Here is a 15,259-nt window from a genome sequence, read left to right on the forward strand (position 1 = left end):
ACCACAACATGATGGAACAGAACCCCACCCGACATTCCCCACGCGCCGCCGAGGCAACTCCAACAATTATGTGTTCGTCCCCGCTTCCGATACATAGCCCGGAGGCCGACACCGCCGCCGGTGTCAGGGCTCAACGGAGGTGGATGAACGGGGCGCCGCGGGCTGCGAGGGTGTCCAGGGCCTGTGCCATGCCTTGGGCGGTTCCTCCGTGGGGGTGGTTGCCGTGGCAGATGATGATGTCACCAGGGCCGGCCTTCGCCGCTTCCCGGGCGACGGTCGCGGCCGGGTAGGTTGCCCCGCCGTCGGCGTTGATGCTGAACGCGACCGGGGTCACCCCGAGGGCGCTGACGATCTGGATAGCGACTTCGTCAAAGAACGCGGTCCCTGAGCGGAGGAAGCGGGGGCGGGTCCCGGTCAGCTGTGTCATCGCCGCATCGTTGCCCATCACTTCGTCGTAGACCTCGCCGGCGTCTTGAGTGCCGGGGATTCCGTAGGCGGACTTACCTGTCGTGGACAGCGGCCGGTGCGTGGTGCCATGGTTTGCCAGTTCGAACAGGGGGTCGGCGGCGAGTTGCCGGGCGGTTGCGGGGTTGGCCGCGATCCATCTTGAGTTCAGGAACAGTGTCGCCGGGACATGCCGCTCGCGCAGGACCGCGATGAGGCCCTGGTCGAACTCACTGCCGTTGGCGCCGCCGCAAAAGTCGACGGTCACCGCAATCCCCTGCGTGCCGGGGGCCAGCCTGGCCAGGGCACCCGGAGCTTCCAGGCCCCAATAGGCCGGGGTCTTGCCACCAAACGCCTTGACCACGGCCGTACGCGAAGGAAGCAGCGGTTTTCCTTGGTCGGGCTGCCCGGACGGGACCGGCGGGATCGGTTGTGAAGGTGGGACCAACGGTGCAGGGGAAGGGACGGGCGGCGGGTCTGCCGGTGTAGCTCGCGCGGCTCTGGTCTGGCTGCTGTCCGGAAGAAATGCTGCCACACCCAGAAGCGCGGTCAAGACGATCGCGCGCCTCCCTGGCTGGGCAGTGGGCACCGTAAGGTGCCGCGGCGCTTCTTTCATGCTGCATCTCGATTTCACGGTATGGGCCAAGGAACGGGCAGAGGACCCGCTCAGACAACGACATGGAGAGCATGCGCCGAAGTTGATCATAGATGGGGAATTGGGCGGAGTAATCGTCCATTCAGCGTGTTACTGAGGCCGCGCCGGGACGGGGACAGTAGTAGATAGCTCTGAACGTCCATCCCGCCCAGGCGTGAACTCAGCGGCAGCGACCACTCGGGTCTTCCTTCTCGCCGCGTGGACTCGGTTTAGGACCCGCAGATGCCGGGGTTACGAGGACCACGAGAGTGAGGCACAGGGTTCAGAGCGGAAGCCCACAGCCAGGCAAGGGATCGGAGCCGGCCGCGCCCCTTGCTGCTCCGTCTTGTTGGGCGGACACTTGATTCACCGAGTTATGCAGCCAGCCCAACGGTAGCCACCAAGAGCCGGGGCACCATGTCCACCACCGTTGACCACTTAGTACAAGAGCTGGCGCTGCTGCAATCCGCGCCCCTTCAGAAAGTGCCGTCATGAGCACCGCTCAGACGGTAGCGCTGATCTTCGTTGCTGCCTTCGTATGGATCGGCCTGACCCTGCTCGTCCTCCTGACGCTGCGCCGCCGCAGGAAAGGCTCTTCAGTGGTTGCGTCGGCTCCCCCCACCCCTGATCCGACCAGTTCTCGGCCGCACAGGCCCTGGCGACGGGTCCCTTCTGTAACGGGTCAAAGCCCCGTGCCGCGGCGCCGGCTGAGGCTCCGCAGAGTCCGCCACTAAGACCACCTCAGTTCAAAGGAAAGATCATGGATACCGGGACGATCCTCGGCTACGCCGCCGGGTACATTGCCGCCATGGGCGGGGTTTTCCTCCTCTACCTGCCGGTGATTATCCTGCTCGTCGCCCTGCTGATCGCAGGCGGCTTACTGGAACTGTTGCTGCTGCCGTTCATTGCCCTGTTCAAGAGGCTCCGACGCAGGCCAGAACCGGATCTTGATCCATCCTGGTTCCTGGACCGGAACCGGTAGCCGAACCGGTCAGCGAGTGTCCACGGCTGAACACGATTGCATACTTGCGCCATTTACTAAGTGTGCTTAGCATATAGTCAGCCGAAGGGAATCGGCATGGGGTATGGGAAAAGCGAGGGGCGCGCTCAGCATACGGGGCGCGCCTTTCCCATGTCCTACACAACCATCATCGTCACGCCCTGCTCGCGCAAACTTCGTCCAATGCGGAGTTTCACCCGGGTCTCCCAGCCCTCCGATCCTAAAATTTTCGCCATGCACCCCTTAGTGGCGATCGGCCTGGTGTTCCTCGCCGTGCCTGCCTGGTTGGGCACCATCGTGACCCTGCTGATTGCCCTGGCCAAAGCCCGCCAGCGGCCGCAGGCTGACATCAAGGGCCTGCCGATCCACAACTCCGATGAAACGGCCGCTCCGGCAGAACTGGGTGCAAAATGAGGACAGCACCAGACCCTCGCGTAGCCTAGAGTCCAAACGACTACTTGGGGGTAGCTATGAATCCAAGCCCGGTCTTCGGCATCTTGGGCATCCTGTCCGCGGTCTTCACGTTCGTCCTGGCCGGCCTGGCGGTGTACGCCCCGCTGCTGGCCATCATCTTCCTGCGACTGCGCATCGCCGAGCTCAAGCGTGCCGGACGGGTCCCGTTGCCCTGATGACTGACTACAACGGGTGACTCAGATCAAGCACCGCGCCCCGAACCCAGAGTGGGTGCAGATGTACCGCAGCGGCATTCCCGCATGCAAGATCGCGCTGGTCACCGGCGTTGCCCTGGCCACCATCCGATACCACCTGGGGGTGGCCGCCAAGCAGGACCGGGACCTGCGGGCCGAACACCAGGCAGCCCTGCCGCCACCCGCGCCCCGAATCACGGCCGTCGGCCAGCGGAACCTGGACGACATTCTGGCGTTCCATGAGGCCGAGGGCCGGCTGCCCGTCCACGGCCGCAGCAAGCGGGAATCCACCCTGGCCGAATGGCTGACCCGCCAGCGCAAAGACTCCGCCGCCGGCACCCTCTCCCCCACCTACGCCAAAGCCCTGGACACCATCCCAGGCTGGCGGGACAACCCGACGAAACGGGATACCGACGCAGCCCGGTGGAAGCAGCGGCTGGCCGAGGTCACCGCCTGGCGGGCCGCCGGAAACGACTGGCCCCGGCACCAGAAAACCGACAACCAGGAGGAGCGCACCCTGGGGGTGTGGCTGCACACCCAGCGCATCGACCACCGCGCCGGGAAACTCACCGATGCCAAGGAAAAGCAACTGAACAAGGTCATCCCCGGCTGGCGGCAAGGGCGGGTGCGGCGGGGCGGGAACAGTTACGGAAGCGGCCGGCTTTAGAGTGTTCATCGCTGTCCCGACCTCAGCATTTCTGTTTAGATTGCGCCTCCCGCGTCGGCCCGACCCAACTGCCTCGTTCGTTGACTCTGTCCTCTTCAGCTCCACACGTGGTTCGCCTGAACCCGCCACCCGGCCCGCGGAATCAAGACCACGACGCGAGCTTTCCGGCCGTCTCTTGCCCGGTGAGACGCGCGGGACCACACTGGTTGCCGGAGGTAACCCCATGGAATCAGTAACCATTAGCGATCTGCCGATGACTCAGGAAGAAGTCGTCGCGGCGGCCCAAGGTTCGTTGCTGGTACTCGGTGAGCAAGCCCAAGAACGGATTGCCGCGAGCCGGGCACTTCTGGAGGACGTCGTGTCCAGGGGCGACGCGATCTATGGGCTCCGCACGCGCGTCGGCCACGGAAAGGACACCCGGGTTCCCCAAGTAGAGCTGGAGCAGCTACAGCAGTTCCTGGTCTCGAGCCACGGCGGCTCGTTCGGGCCCCTGTTGGACCGGACAGTGGTCCGGGCCGCGATGGCCGTTCGGGTCTGCGGCATGGCCCGGGGCGGCTCCGGTGCCAGCCTGGCCGCGGCGGAAACCCTGTTGGCCATGTTGAATTCAGGGGTGCATCCCGTCCTGCACGGTACCGGATCGATCGGGGCTGCGGACATCAGCCCCATGGCCGGCATTGCCCAGGTAGCTGTGGGCGCCGGCACTGCGGAATTCCGGGGTGATGTTCTCTCGGGCGCGGAGGCGTTGCGCCGGGCTGGGATCGAACCGCACCGGCTTGAAGGCCGGGACGGGCTGGCGTTGATCTCGGCCAATGGCGTCTCGATCGGCCATGGTGCCCTGGTCCTGGCCCGTGCGGCCCGGACTGCCCGGGCAGCGGATCAGGCGGCAGTCCTGTCCATCGAAGCCACCCGCGGGAACCCTTCAGGCTTCTCGATGGCGGAACCCGCTGGTCGACGTCGAATCCGGCGCGGTGGTGAGCAACGGAAACTTCCATCCCATGGTGCTGGCCATTGCCTTCGACGCCCTGCGCGTCGCCCTAGTCCACGTAGGCCAGCTGAGCGAACGCCGCATGAGCCACTTGTGGAACGCCGTCATGCCGGCGATGAAGACGGTGTCCCCACCCCGAAGCCCCGGGCCGGTCCCCTTGCCGGGCGTGCAGCTTCGTTACGCAGGGTCTGCCTGCTACACCGAGCTCCGGCTACTCGCGGCACCAGCCACCTTGGATTCAACCATCCTGGATGTCGGCGTCGAGGACCATGCAACGGGGGCAGTGTTGAGCGTCCGGAAAACTGAGGAGGCGCTAAGCCTCCTGGAGGATTTGCTGGCCATCGAGGTCCTGCTGGCCGCCGACCTGTTGCGCGTATCGCCCCAAGGAACCCTCGGTGCCGGGGCCTCGATGATTCTAGAGCTCACGGCGGAGGCGTCGACCGGGGCCGGGTCCGCCGCCGAAGTTCACCGGAATCTTAGGGAACGCTTTCCGAATTTATAAGCGAATGCACCCTCCTCGGGCCCGTATCGGACTGACCGCGTTGATTCTGGCCTAGGCTCGGGGCGCCAACCGGATTTGGTGCGGGCACCGATGTCCAGTGTGAATGGTTAGGCAAGCCACCCGGCTACCTGCGCCGCCATCTCCTCCCGGTGCAAAGCAAACAGTTTAGATCGGTGGCCGTGGCTCCCGAGGGATGAGGAAAGTCGAGCAAGCACCGCTCTATTCCGAACCGCCCTGCCTAGGGGGATAACGAGGGCGTCCGGGATCAACGCAAGTTCAGCGGTCAGCACCTGGTCAAGAAAGGCAGAGAGTAGAGGCAGGCTGTCCGGGCCCGGCGAACCAGAGTAGTTATTGCCGGAGTAAAAAGCCGGGTAAAAGATCATTGATGGTGAATGCAGTAGTTCCGGACGCGTAGTGAAAAGATCGCCTGTCGCCTGCAATCCAAGGTGCTCGGCGAGCCCTATGCCATCGAGCATGGAGATGAGGTTAGTCCGCATTACGCCTGCGAAAGATCCCACGGCGGATGCCCGACGCAAGACATCGTCTCCGGTAAGACCTTCGAACAGTGCCTGCTGGGCCTCCTTGCAGGAAAGGAACATCTGATACAGGCCTGGTCACGGCCTTGGGCGTGGACGGGAAGAAGCTCAGGGACCTGGACCGGGCCGGAATCCAGTGATGAGCACCGCCTCCGTCACCAACGTCCGGACAGTGCAGCAACCCTGCTTCGACCGGATGGTGGTTGACCTCAACGGCCCCCTCAAGGGCTACACGGTCCGCTACGTCCCGGAATTCACCCAGGACGCCACCGGCAACACGATCCCTGTGCTGGGCAACGCCCGCCTGCAGGTCACCGTGAACGCACCCTCATATGACAGCAAGGGCAACGTCACCTACAACCCGGCCGCCAAGGCCGAGCTGTCCAACGTCGCCGGCTACCAGACCTTCCGGCAAGTGGTTTACGCCGGAAGCTTCGAAGGGTCCACCAGCATCGGCCTCGGCGTCCGCGCCCGGCTGCCCTTCCGGGTCTTCACCCTGGACGGACCAGGCTCCGGAACCCGCCTGATCATGGACGTCGCCCACTTCTGGTGACGTCATCCAGAAAAGGTGCCGCACACCGCTGATCCGGCGTGCGGCACCTTGCTGTCTGCCCGCTACACCGGAGGCTTGAAGAAGCTCTTCGGGTCGTCGGCGCCGAGCAGATCGTGGTGGAAGACGATGGCGTTCACCGGCCGGGTGTCCACAAACAGGACGGCCACCGTCTGGGAGTGGACCACGCTGTAGCGGGTGGGTCCATCGAGCCAGGAGTGGATGCCGGTGTACTCCTCGACGACCAGCCCGTCACCGAGCAGGCCTCGCTCCTCAAGCAGGTCGAAGACAAGATTCCAGGCGAGATCCATCAGTTCGTGGATGACCGCCTCCACCGTTGGAGCCGTCATGCTTCCATGGTCCTCCCGGGTGCCGACAACGCGGTGAAAGGGCTATAGCGTGTCCTTGATGTGGCTAGGCCTAGTCCTGCCGGCGGCCGCCAACTTCTCGATGCCAGTACCTGGCGTCCTCGCTCCCGGTTCGGTGTATGGCATCGGGCTGCCATGGTGAGCGCCAGAATTGAAGGAGGTAGTCATCGACTGTTCCCTCGGCGAACTCCCCTGCGTGCCCTTCATCCCGGCCGTTGGCACTGACACGCAGCCGGTAGGAACCTGGCGGGAGGTCAATGGGCCCACCACCCATATCAACCCAGGCACTCCACGCAACGTCTTGTCCTTCAGGAACCGTGATGGAGACCTCGACGACATCCTCCCACTGCCCGCCATCGCTTCCAGGTGGAGCGTCCAGCAGGACCATTCGAACCGGCGAGCCGCCCGACCGCCGGGCAAGGTTGATGTGCACCCCGGTCGGACGGGCAGCGCCTACCAAGCCGTTGACCTGACCCTGATATGAACGGTCAAAGTCGCCGTCGAAGTACCCGTCTTCACCCCACGAAAGGTCCAACTGACCGTAATCGGTTTGGATCACCTGGTCCAGCAATACCCGTTCCACAGGCCCAGCGTAGCCGCGTCAGGCAGATCAGGTCTGGCAGAAGCCACCGGTGTTGATGACCTTGAGTATCCGGCGGCCGCCCCGTCGGGGACCGCCGCGGCAGGGTCGGCGGACCTGAAGTGCCAATGGTGGTTCCCTCCCCAGGCAGAGCACCACCGGACAGTGCAGAAATCCACCGTTGGTGCCCTGCCCGAAATTCAAAGCAGAACGACCAGCGAAACCCCGTTACCCCGTGCATGGCACGACTCAGGCTTGCGTAGGATGCTGGACACCTGAACAGCATCCTGAGCGTGATCGAATTCGATCTCGAGACAACTGCAAGTCCGGAGAAGGTGCGCACCGCGCTGATCGACTTCTCTGAACACCGCCCCCAGCTGTGGCCGGGAATCGAACCCTCGCTGTATCAGGTCTACTCGGTCGGCGAGACCACGGCGGAGGTGCGCGAGGGCAGCAAAGGCCCGGGAATGAAACTCTGGGCGCGCGAGCACTACGACTGGTCCCACCCGCACACAGTGCGCTGGACGGTCCAGGAGAGCAACTTCTCCGCGCCGGGCAGCTACGTAGCGGCCACGATCCGGGCCGCCCGCGACGGTGGGAGCATCGTCCACGTCACTTGGAACCGCACCGGCAGCACCGTGGTGGGGAGGCTGATCTGCAGGATGATCCGGACGTCCAAGGGCAGGCCGGTCGCCGCATCCTTCAAGCGGGGTCTTGCGGTGTTGGAGAGCGGCGATTAGGACCTCACCGGATGCCCGATAGCGGATCTCTGACCGTACGTCTGACGGTTGTTCAGCTCCGCGCGCGGGCAACTGCAAGGTAGCGATGTTCGTTGGTTACGAATTCTCTTTCCGTGACGCTGCCGTGCAGAATGGCGTTGAACGCGTCGACGTCGGCGATGGCGCCTGAGCCGTCGACGTCGGCGTGCAGGAGGTCGAGCGCGCCGAGCCAGAAGATCAAGGATTCAATATCCTGGACGACGTAATCGACGTCGTACTCGCAAAACTCGAGAAGATCGAGCCCGGCATCGTCGAACATCTCGGGTGCAATCGGGGCGTTGGCCGTGGTCTGGCCCAAGGCCTGCTTGACGTTTGCCATGTTGCGTTCACCAACTTGCTGGGTGATGAAGACACCCCCGGTCTTCAGACGAGCTGGCAGTTTCTTCAGTGCGAACGGAGCATGGCGGTTCAGTGCCACATCGAACCGACCGTTGACGTTCTCCAATTCGTGGCTGCTGCACACAAAAGACACATTTGGTATGTCGCGGCCATTCTCAACGGCAACGGTCACCATATGCGAATCAAGGTCAATTCCCAGTCCCGACCTGATTACGGGCTCGAAAGACAGCAACATCTCACCGCCCCCTGTCCCGATGTCCAGCACATGTGTGTTGGCCCCACGTACCGGGCGACGGCGGCACGATAGTCCCAGGGAGTGGGTGCCCGCCAGGCAACCATGCGCGAAAAGTCCCACCCCAGACGCGGCCCAACCACTTTGCCGATCGAATCAAGCTCCTGCTGGCTATAAGAGGTCTTCACGCCGAAATCCTCTCGCACGTCTGGGAAGGAAGACAACTCACCCCAACGCTAATAAGCCGGTGCTCAGGGTGCCCGGCAAAGGATCCTTGAACACACGGGATGTCTGGACCAACCGGGGCAGTCCCGTCTATATGAAGCTGCTCGATGCCCGGGATCTATCTGGGATCACTATCGACGTTTTATCGGGGTTTTTCAGGAGAACAGGATGGTCAAGGAAAGTGCGGAACGTGTCCCTGGGATTTGTCCTCAAACGAGTAACTGACTATTCCAAGAGACGGTTGCATGGAGGGTACTATTGCGTAACGCAAGTTATCGAATCGGCTGATGGGCAAGGAGCCCAGATCGGATTTCAGCAATGATGACATCTTTGCCCTTGTGGGTTCTCATCATCATATTTATTGCTGCTTCGGCGGTCATTTGGTTCGCAGGGATTCAGCTGTCCAACAAGACCGACATCCTCGACCGGCGATTTCACCTCGGTTCGGCCTTGGGCGGATTGATCCTCCTTGCAATCGCAACAAATCTCCCTGAGCTCGCTATCACCGTTAGCGCTGCCATCTCGGGAAACCTGGAAGTGGCTGTGGGTAACATCCTCGGTGGCATCGCTTTGCAAACGGTCGTGCTGGTGGTGCTGGACGTCTTCGGAGTTAAAGGAAAGTACCCCCTGACGTACAAAGCCGCTTCCCTGACCCTCGTCATCGAAGCCGTGACCGTTGTTGCGGTCCTCGGGGTCGTGATCGCCGGCAGCCAGATGCCACCAGGGTTCGTCTTTGCCCGCCTAACCCCGGCCGCCGTCCTGATCGCGGTCATCTGGATCCTTGGACTTCTGCTCGTCCAGCGCGCGCAAAAGCATTTGCCATGGCACGAGCAGGGCGAAGCCCCCCAAAGCCAGCCCGAACCCAAAGGCCACAGCAAGGCAAAAGCCCAACACAACAGCAGCAAAACACACAGCACAGGTGCGTCCGTGGCGATATTTGCCGGCGCCGCAATCGCCACTCTGATCGCCGGTGTCGCACTGGAGGAAAGCGGCAGCGCAGCAGCGGACCAGATCGGTCTCTCCGGAGTGCTCTTCGGAGCGACCGTCCTGGCTTTGGCAACATCTCTGCCCGAAATTTCTACTGGCCTGGCTTCCGTCCGCCAAGGCGACTACAAACTGGCAGTCAGTGACATCTTCGGCGGAAACGCCTTCCTCCCCGTCCTCTTCCTGCTCGCCGTGCTCATATCCGGCAAAGCAGTCCTCCCGCAGGCCCAAGCCACGGACATCTACCTCACAGCACTTGCTGTACTCCTCACCGTCGTGTACCTGCTCGGGCTGCTGTTTCGTCCCCAACGACGGATAGCACGAATGGGAACCGATTCCCTCATCGTCCTCGTGCTCTACGCCGTCGGCATCGCCGGTCTCTTCGCCGTCGCCGCCGGATAAACATCCCAACTCACGAATCCGAGGCACACGCCGAATCGGCATAACCTCTCCGGAGCTCCCGTGCTGGAGGGTGGGTCCTTCATCCCCAAACCGATCACATGCCCATGGTCACCATCAACAGGTAGGTTCTTGGCGGCACACGCGTGGCGGCCTCCAGCACCGGGCCCTTATTCAAGAACGGTAAACAAGACAAGCCCGTGCGGCCTGGCCCGCGTGGTTTTGATCGCTATGCGGCGGCTGTGAACGCTTTTGGTGCACCTGCGCCCGCAATCCGGTCCCCGTGGGACCAACGGGCGCCCGACAAGTAGCGCCGCCAAAACGCCGCGATTTACCGCTAAAAGTAAAAACGTAACCGGACGCAGGAGCGCAGCCGGCGCCTGACAGTAGGCAGGTCAGAAATAGTCGTTTTGCCGTTCCTTGTGCTGACTGTTTCGAAGGAGGTTGGCTGTGACTTTTGGCGCTATTGGCGGCGTCTTGTGAAAGCTGCATTTGGTACCGGCGGGGGCCAGCTGTCTCTTGTGAAGGATGTGGGACGTGACTTCTTCCCGATAAGCCGGAGCGGTCGTGATCCGGCTTGGTTGAGAAATGCGTTACTCCTGCCCAGGCTCCGTCCCGTCCTCGTCCGTGGGCCTGAGCAGCCATTCCATGGCTTGGTCTGACGATGTGAAATACCTGATCGGGAATCCGGGCGGTGTCAGGGGCAGACGGAACATCCCGATTACGCGATCACGGGGAGAGGAACCGACAAGGGCCATACGCGAGATGCTGGATGGGTCGGGAAAGACTCTTCGAGCGGACGCGGAGTGGGTCACGCCATGGATTTCGACAAGCATCGGCAACTTTGCGCCCTGGCCCAGCGTGGAAACGGCCGTAAGACCGGCCTTGGCTACATCGATCCCCACGTATGCCCCTTGTTTCCAGCGCAAATGAAGGACCCCGTCGGACAACTCCATCGTGCCTTTGCCTTTGAGGTCCACCGTGCTCATTCCGCCCCCTGTTGTGAAAGCCCAACCAAAGTCTTGACTGTAACCGAATGGCATCAACTCTGGCAGACGAACGAATCCGCTCAGCACTGCAGGCTACCTAAGCGACAGCAACGGCTCTCCGCCCGTAACCGGTACCTGAGGTGTGTGACTGGGCCAAGGAATCCCCACCCCTGTGCAAGTCTGTAGGACACGCCGGGTTAAACCTGCTCGGCCCTCCGTGGAGTGGTGGGCCCCGGCCCCTCAGGTAGCACACCTATCGGCTCCCGGGCCAGACCCAGTACTCGCACCCTATACGCAGCAGGAAATCACCTCCCCCATCCTGGCGGAGGTTTGGGATTTCTGATCGGGTCTTTTGGCCGTATTGCTGGTCAGCTGTTGCTGACACGCTTGGGCATGCCCTACGTGGTGGAATACCGGACGGCCTCGAGCGCTGGGCAGTTCAGGGTGGAAGGGGTCGACGTGTGCCATGCGGTGGCAAAGGCCGCGGAAGCCCTGGGGGGCCTGCACTGCATCGGCGCGACGTTGCTCTGCTCCCATGATCCGATTCCCATCGCCGGGACGGGGTCAATCCTTGCCACCTACACACCAGCGAGCGGATGGCGGAGGTACAGGGAGCATGAGCAAGCTCCCTACCCTGCGACGTAATCGCGGAGGCGTCCTCAGCGGTGATGTGGCCGGGGAGCAACGGGGCCCGCTGAGAGCCGGACTCGGCACTAAGGCCTATGCCTCGTCTGCGCAGCCGAATCCACGCTTCAGTGTCACGTAGGGATTTTCCGGCCTTAGCCGGAGTTAGCGTTGCCTGCGTCGTTGGCCACTTCGAGACATCGATGGCGCGCCCCTACCCCAGTCGCGATCCCCGCGGGCCGACACTGAGCGTGAGCAGCTAATCCACCGAAGAGCTAACCGGATTCCTGGACGCCCTCCATGGAAAACCTCGACACTCCAACGCCTGAACCAGAGGCGATCTTCTGGTACGACAAAGCTGCCAACGAATGCACCGCCGAAATCTCTGAACCACGTCCTCAGAAGCGACCCCTGTGCAGGGCCGTGGACGGGCCGTCTCCAGTCTGGGGAGCGCATAGAGCCGCCCCCAAAAAGGACCTGCTCTATGCGCGATCAATCCAGGCTCGCCAGTAAGGGACAAGCTCCCGGCAACAGGACAGATACATGACCGGAGCCGGACGCCTTGGGGAAACGACCGACGCCGGTGGACGGCCCAACAGTAGCAGCACCCGGATGTGAACTTTCACCGGCTCTACGCCTCACTACGACTTATCATCGGCCCGCGACCATAGGGTCTCCAGCCCGCCAACCCAGCAGGTCAGCGGAAATGCGCGTTGACCTCCCGAGGAGGGCAACAACGGCATTGTGGTGATCCTGCGGAAACCTTGAAACAAAACTGATGGATGACAGGAAATACTCGTGAGGTCGTGCAGCAGAGCGCGGCGGTCCGCGCCGCCGGCGCACTGTTGCAGCCGCGAAGGGGCCAGGGCAATGAATCGTCTGGAGTGCCGCTAGTGAAAGGGACATGCCATGTCAGCCCGTCTGCGGATCACTCCTACAGATCCTTTCCCTGAGGATCTGGAAAAGCTGAAGGACGAGAAGTTGCAGGTTCTCGATAGCGAGGTCCATCGTCAGCTGGACCATGAAATCGTCACGGTGAATCTCACCCAGAGACAGAGTTTCGCCACCAGGAGCTTGATATGGAGTTCGAGCACCGCGACAACTAGAACGACTCAGTTTTTTGAAACTGGGCCTCACCGATGAATTTTCCGCGCCATGCCGGTCTTACAACGAATACCGACTCACGGGAGACTGACGCCATGCGCACACTGGTCTTTGGTATGAACTTGAGCCTGGACGGATACATCGCCGAGCCCGGCGACAATCTCGGCTGGAGCGTACCGAGCGAAGAGCTGCAGCACAAAGCCGTCGAAGACCAGGACCCTGCGCGCGGACGCGCTGCCGGAAGCATGGGCGGTAGCCGGTTGCAGGCCCTCCTGCGCACATTGGTCTGAGTGCCACGGATCTCCCAGGGGCCACTGATCTTGCGTGTTCTGGTGAGCCATAGCTGGTTTCCGAATGGCTTCTTTTGTGCCGGGAACGCCGTGTTTGCGGGCCTTGGCTTGTAGGCTCGTGCTGATGTGCTGTCGTTGGACCGATTGCCGAGGGAAACCGTGAACAGGGGTGCTCTGAAGGGTGGAAGTGGGGCCGGGTTTTGCGGCGGTGCTGCAGGCCGCTCGGGTTGCGGCCGCTGATATCGCGTTGATAACGGACGCTGCTCAGGCAATCGTTTACGTGTCTGCGTCCTTTACGGCCATGACCGGGTATGGGCAGGCAGAGTTAGAGGGAAGGAACTGCCGTGTTTTGCAGGGCCCCGGTACCGACGCCGGCACACGGGAGGCAATGCGGTACGTCCTGGCTTCGGGGGAGGTCTTCGCAGGCGAAATTCTCAACTACCGCAAAGATGGCTCGGCGTTCTGGACCGCCCTGAGAATCATCCCAATGAGCATCGACGGCCGGGAGATCACCCATTTTGTCAGTATCCAGCGGGATATCAGCAACCAAGTGGCGTTGCTGGCCGATTTGCAGAACCAGGCGCTTCACGATCCCGTAACAGGTCTACCGAATCGGACCGTGGCTGAACGGTCCGTTGACGACGTTATCGAACGTGCCCTCAACGCAGAGGTTACTGTGGCCGTCGGCCTCATTGACTTGGACGATTTCCGCTTAGTCAACAACACCTTGGGCCATGCTGCAGGAGATGAAGTTCTCAGGCAATGGGCGGCCCGAATGCTCTCGTTGATGCGCGAAGAAGACGTCCTGGCCCGGATGGGCGGCGACGAGTTTATCCTGATCCTCAAAAACATCAACCGGAAAACCGCTCACAACGACCTACCCCGGATCCTCCAACTAATCCATGCGGCGGTCAGTGAACCTTTCACGGCAGCCGGCGAGCAGCTCCGCATCGGGATGAGTCTAGGACTTGCGCTGGTCCCCAAAGACGGCACCGACCGCCGGTCAATCCTTCGGAGCGCCGATGAAGCCCTCTACGCCGCCAAGGAAAACCGCAATGACAGCAGTAAATGGTGGGAAACGGTGGAACACCGCAACCAACCCCGCCACAGCGACACCGAAGGAAGTCCCGAAGAGGAAAAACCAACGAAACCAGCGGATTACTTCAAAGCCCTCACGACCGGGAACGTAGAGGTCCACTTTCAGCCAGTTGTGAATCTCCGGGACGGCACCGTGCACCTCTTTGAGGCGCTGGCACGGCTTAAGCTTCCCGGCGGACGACTCGCACTCCCCGGCGAATTCCTGCCACACCTCGACGAGGAGGATTTACGTAATCTGTTCACCGAGGTCGTAGAACAGGCGTTGGGAACCCTCGCGGCATGGGATCGCGAGGGCACCTCTCACAACGTGTCAGTGAACATGCCTCCGGCACTCCTGTTGAACCGCACGCTACCAGCCCAACTCCACAAACTCCTCGACATTTATCAGCTCCAGCCCAACCGTCTCGGCCTGGAACTGCTCGAATCAGCAGACATCCGTCCCGAAGACCAGCGCGCTACCCTCAGAGAGCTCACTGACATGGGTGTGCGTCTGGCCATGGATGACCTCGGAGCCGGTCACAGCAGCCTGACCAGACTCTCCTCCTTCCCGTTCAGCGCCATCAAACTCGACCGCGGCCTATTCCGTCACGTCCACGACCGGCCCGTGGAGGTGCTCTCCGTTATGGCCACCCTCATCCAACTCGGCCGGGACCTGGGCATGAACGTCGCTATCGAAGGGCTGGAGAACGAGAGCCTCACCGAAGCCGCGACCGTGTTGGGCGCACCCCTCGGGCAAGGTTTTTACCTTGCCGAACCCATGCCACCCGAAAAATGTCTTGAATGGTCCAAAACATTTAACCTCCCATCCCTCGTGCACCCCATCAACACCTCGCTGGGCGCTTTGGCCTACCACTGGCGGTTCGCCCGGCTGGCTGCGCCTCATCCATTGGAACTCGACAGCTGCCCTCTGACCCGATTCATTCACGAAGCAACCGCTCCAGAGGAGCTCGATTCCTGGCACGCCCACCACCACCAATCACCCAGAACAAGTCCCGACACCAGTCAACTCCTCACAGATTGGCTCACGGCGCAGATCACTGAACACAACACAGGGCAGCAATCATCTTAAAATGGTGGCCGTCCCCAAGCCGGCTGTAGTTCGTACTCACCGGCCTTGAGGGCATCGCTGTCGGGATGGCCTTCGGCCTCGTAGAGCACCCCGGGACGGGATCCGGCAGCATGCGCCGCAGGCCCGCGCGCCACCCCACGAAGAACTCACGTTGGCTGAACGCTCATCGTCACAGAAGTGGGAACGCTGCCCAAAAGGCGCCCGCACGGGCAAC

At 62.2% G+C, this 15,259-nt stretch carries 12 protein-coding genes and 3 pseudogenes; 11 read left to right on the forward strand and 4 right to left on the reverse strand.

The window, feature by feature from the left end; all coding sequences use genetic code 11:
* Window positions 1–130 precede the first annotated feature (130 nt).
* The gene (locus J7I84_RS06850) at window positions 131–808 is read right to left on the reverse strand and encodes a polysaccharide deacetylase family protein (protein WP_311381089.1); all 678 of its coding nucleotides are present in this window, start codon (window positions 806–808) and stop codon (window positions 131–133) included.
* A 1,030-nt stretch (window positions 809–1,838) separates the two neighbouring features.
* Here J7I84_RS06850 and J7I84_RS06855 point away from each other — a divergent pair.
* From J7I84_RS06855 to J7I84_RS06885, 7 genes and pseudogenes are all read left to right on the forward strand, one after another.
* Window positions 1,839–2,060, forward strand: a complete 222-nt coding sequence (locus tag J7I84_RS06855) for a hypothetical protein (RefSeq protein ID WP_214942467.1) — start codon at window positions 1,839–1,841, stop codon at window positions 2,058–2,060.
* A 252-nt stretch (window positions 2,061–2,312) separates the two neighbouring features.
* The gene (locus J7I84_RS06860) at window positions 2,313–2,492 is read left to right on the forward strand and encodes a hypothetical protein (protein ID WP_214942470.1); all 180 of its coding nucleotides are present in this window, start codon (window positions 2,313–2,315) and stop codon (window positions 2,490–2,492) included.
* A gap of 56 nt (window positions 2,493–2,548) precedes the next feature.
* Complete coding sequence (locus J7I84_RS06865) at window positions 2,549–2,707, forward strand: hypothetical protein (protein WP_214942473.1); 159 nt, start codon at window positions 2,549–2,551, stop codon at window positions 2,705–2,707.
* 16 nt (window positions 2,708–2,723) lie between these two features.
* The gene (locus tag J7I84_RS06870; protein WP_214942475.1) at window positions 2,724–3,392 is read left to right on the forward strand and encodes a helicase associated domain-containing protein; all 669 of its coding nucleotides are present in this window, start codon (window positions 2,724–2,726) and stop codon (window positions 3,390–3,392) included.
* A gap of 253 nt (window positions 3,393–3,645) precedes the next feature.
* Window positions 3,646–4,266, forward strand: a pseudogene (locus J7I84_RS22015) (aromatic amino acid lyase); the annotation flags it as partial.
* Window positions 4,220–4,879: an aromatic amino acid lyase gene (locus tag J7I84_RS06880; protein WP_285291190.1), complete on the forward strand. Its 660-nt coding sequence runs from the start codon at window positions 4,220–4,222 to the stop codon at window positions 4,877–4,879. The pseudogene J7I84_RS22015 and the gene J7I84_RS06880, both read left to right, overlap by 47 nt.
* 675 nt (window positions 4,880–5,554) lie before the next feature.
* Window positions 5,555–5,968, forward strand: a pseudogene (locus tag J7I84_RS06885) (hypothetical protein); the annotation flags it as partial.
* Between the two features lie 62 nt (window positions 5,969–6,030).
* Here J7I84_RS06885 and J7I84_RS06890 read toward each other — a convergent pair.
* Together J7I84_RS06890 and J7I84_RS06895 are read right to left on the reverse strand one after the other, a co-directional pair.
* A complete protein-coding gene (locus J7I84_RS06890; RefSeq protein ID WP_214942480.1) occupies window positions 6,031–6,315 on the reverse strand; it encodes a hypothetical protein in 285 nt (94 codons plus the stop codon).
* Window positions 6,316–6,385: 70 nt separating this feature from the next.
* Window positions 6,386–6,916 (reverse strand): hypothetical protein, encoded by a 531-nt coding sequence (locus J7I84_RS06895; protein ID WP_214942483.1) that lies wholly within the window; start codon window positions 6,914–6,916, stop codon window positions 6,386–6,388.
* A 290-nt stretch (window positions 6,917–7,206) separates the two neighbouring features.
* Here J7I84_RS06895 and J7I84_RS06900 point away from each other — a divergent pair, with 290 nt between their 5' ends.
* A complete protein-coding gene (locus tag J7I84_RS06900; protein ID WP_214942486.1) occupies window positions 7,207–7,653 on the forward strand; it encodes a hypothetical protein in 447 nt (148 codons plus the stop codon).
* 52 nt (window positions 7,654–7,705) lie between these two features.
* Here the strand turns inward: J7I84_RS06900 and J7I84_RS06905 are convergent, their stop codons facing one another.
* Entirely contained in the window at window positions 7,706–8,386 is a 681-nt protein-coding gene (locus tag J7I84_RS06905) for a class I SAM-dependent methyltransferase (RefSeq protein WP_311381090.1), read from the reverse strand.
* Between the two features lie 420 nt (window positions 8,387–8,806).
* Between J7I84_RS06905 and J7I84_RS06910 the strand changes: the two genes are divergently transcribed.
* The 3 genes and pseudogenes from J7I84_RS06910 to J7I84_RS06920 all read left to right on the forward strand — a co-directional run bounded on the left by J7I84_RS06910 (window position 8,807) and on the right by J7I84_RS06920 (window position 15,045).
* Window positions 8,807–9,874, forward strand: coding sequence for a sodium:calcium antiporter (locus tag J7I84_RS06910; protein ID WP_251046235.1), 1,068 nt, complete (start codon window positions 8,807–8,809; stop codon window positions 9,872–9,874).
* A 2,809-nt stretch (window positions 9,875–12,683) separates the two neighbouring features.
* Window positions 12,684–12,779: pseudogene (locus J7I84_RS21865) on the forward strand (dihydrofolate reductase); the annotation flags it as partial.
* Between the two features lie 280 nt (window positions 12,780–13,059).
* Complete coding sequence (locus J7I84_RS06920; RefSeq protein WP_214942492.1) at window positions 13,060–15,045, forward strand: bifunctional diguanylate cyclase/phosphodiesterase; 1,986 nt, start codon at window positions 13,060–13,062, stop codon at window positions 15,043–15,045.
* The last annotated feature ends 214 nt before the right edge of the window (window positions 15,046–15,259 follow it).

It is taken from the genome of Arthrobacter sp. ISL-85 (genome assembly GCF_018613675.1).
In the GTDB taxonomy this organism is placed as follows: domain Bacteria; phylum Actinomycetota; class Actinomycetes; order Actinomycetales; family Micrococcaceae; genus Arthrobacter.

What these genes read in the sequence shown, in the direction of transcription:
- J7I84_RS06855 (WP_214942467.1), top strand. Translation starts at nt 1,839, where the DNA reads ATGGATACCGGGACGATCCTCGGCTACGCCGCCGGGTACATTGCCGCC.
- J7I84_RS06860 (WP_214942470.1), top strand. Translation starts at nt 2,313, where the DNA reads ATGCACCCCTTAGTGGCGATCGGCCTGGTGTTCCTCGCCGTGCCTGCC.
- J7I84_RS06865 (WP_214942473.1), top strand. Translation starts at nt 2,549, where the DNA reads ATGAATCCAAGCCCGGTCTTCGGCATCTTGGGCATCCTGTCCGCGGTC.
- J7I84_RS06880 (WP_285291190.1), top strand. Translation starts at nt 4,220, where the DNA reads ATGGTGCCCTGGTCCTGGCCCGTGCGGCCCGGACTGCCCGGGCAGCGG.
- J7I84_RS06890 (WP_214942480.1), bottom strand. Translation starts at nt 6,315, where the DNA reads ATGACGGCTCCAACGGTGGAGGCGGTCATCCACGAACTGATGGATCTC.
- J7I84_RS06910 (WP_251046235.1), top strand. Translation starts at nt 8,807, where the DNA reads ATGATGACATCTTTGCCCTTGTGGGTTCTCATCATCATATTTATTGCT.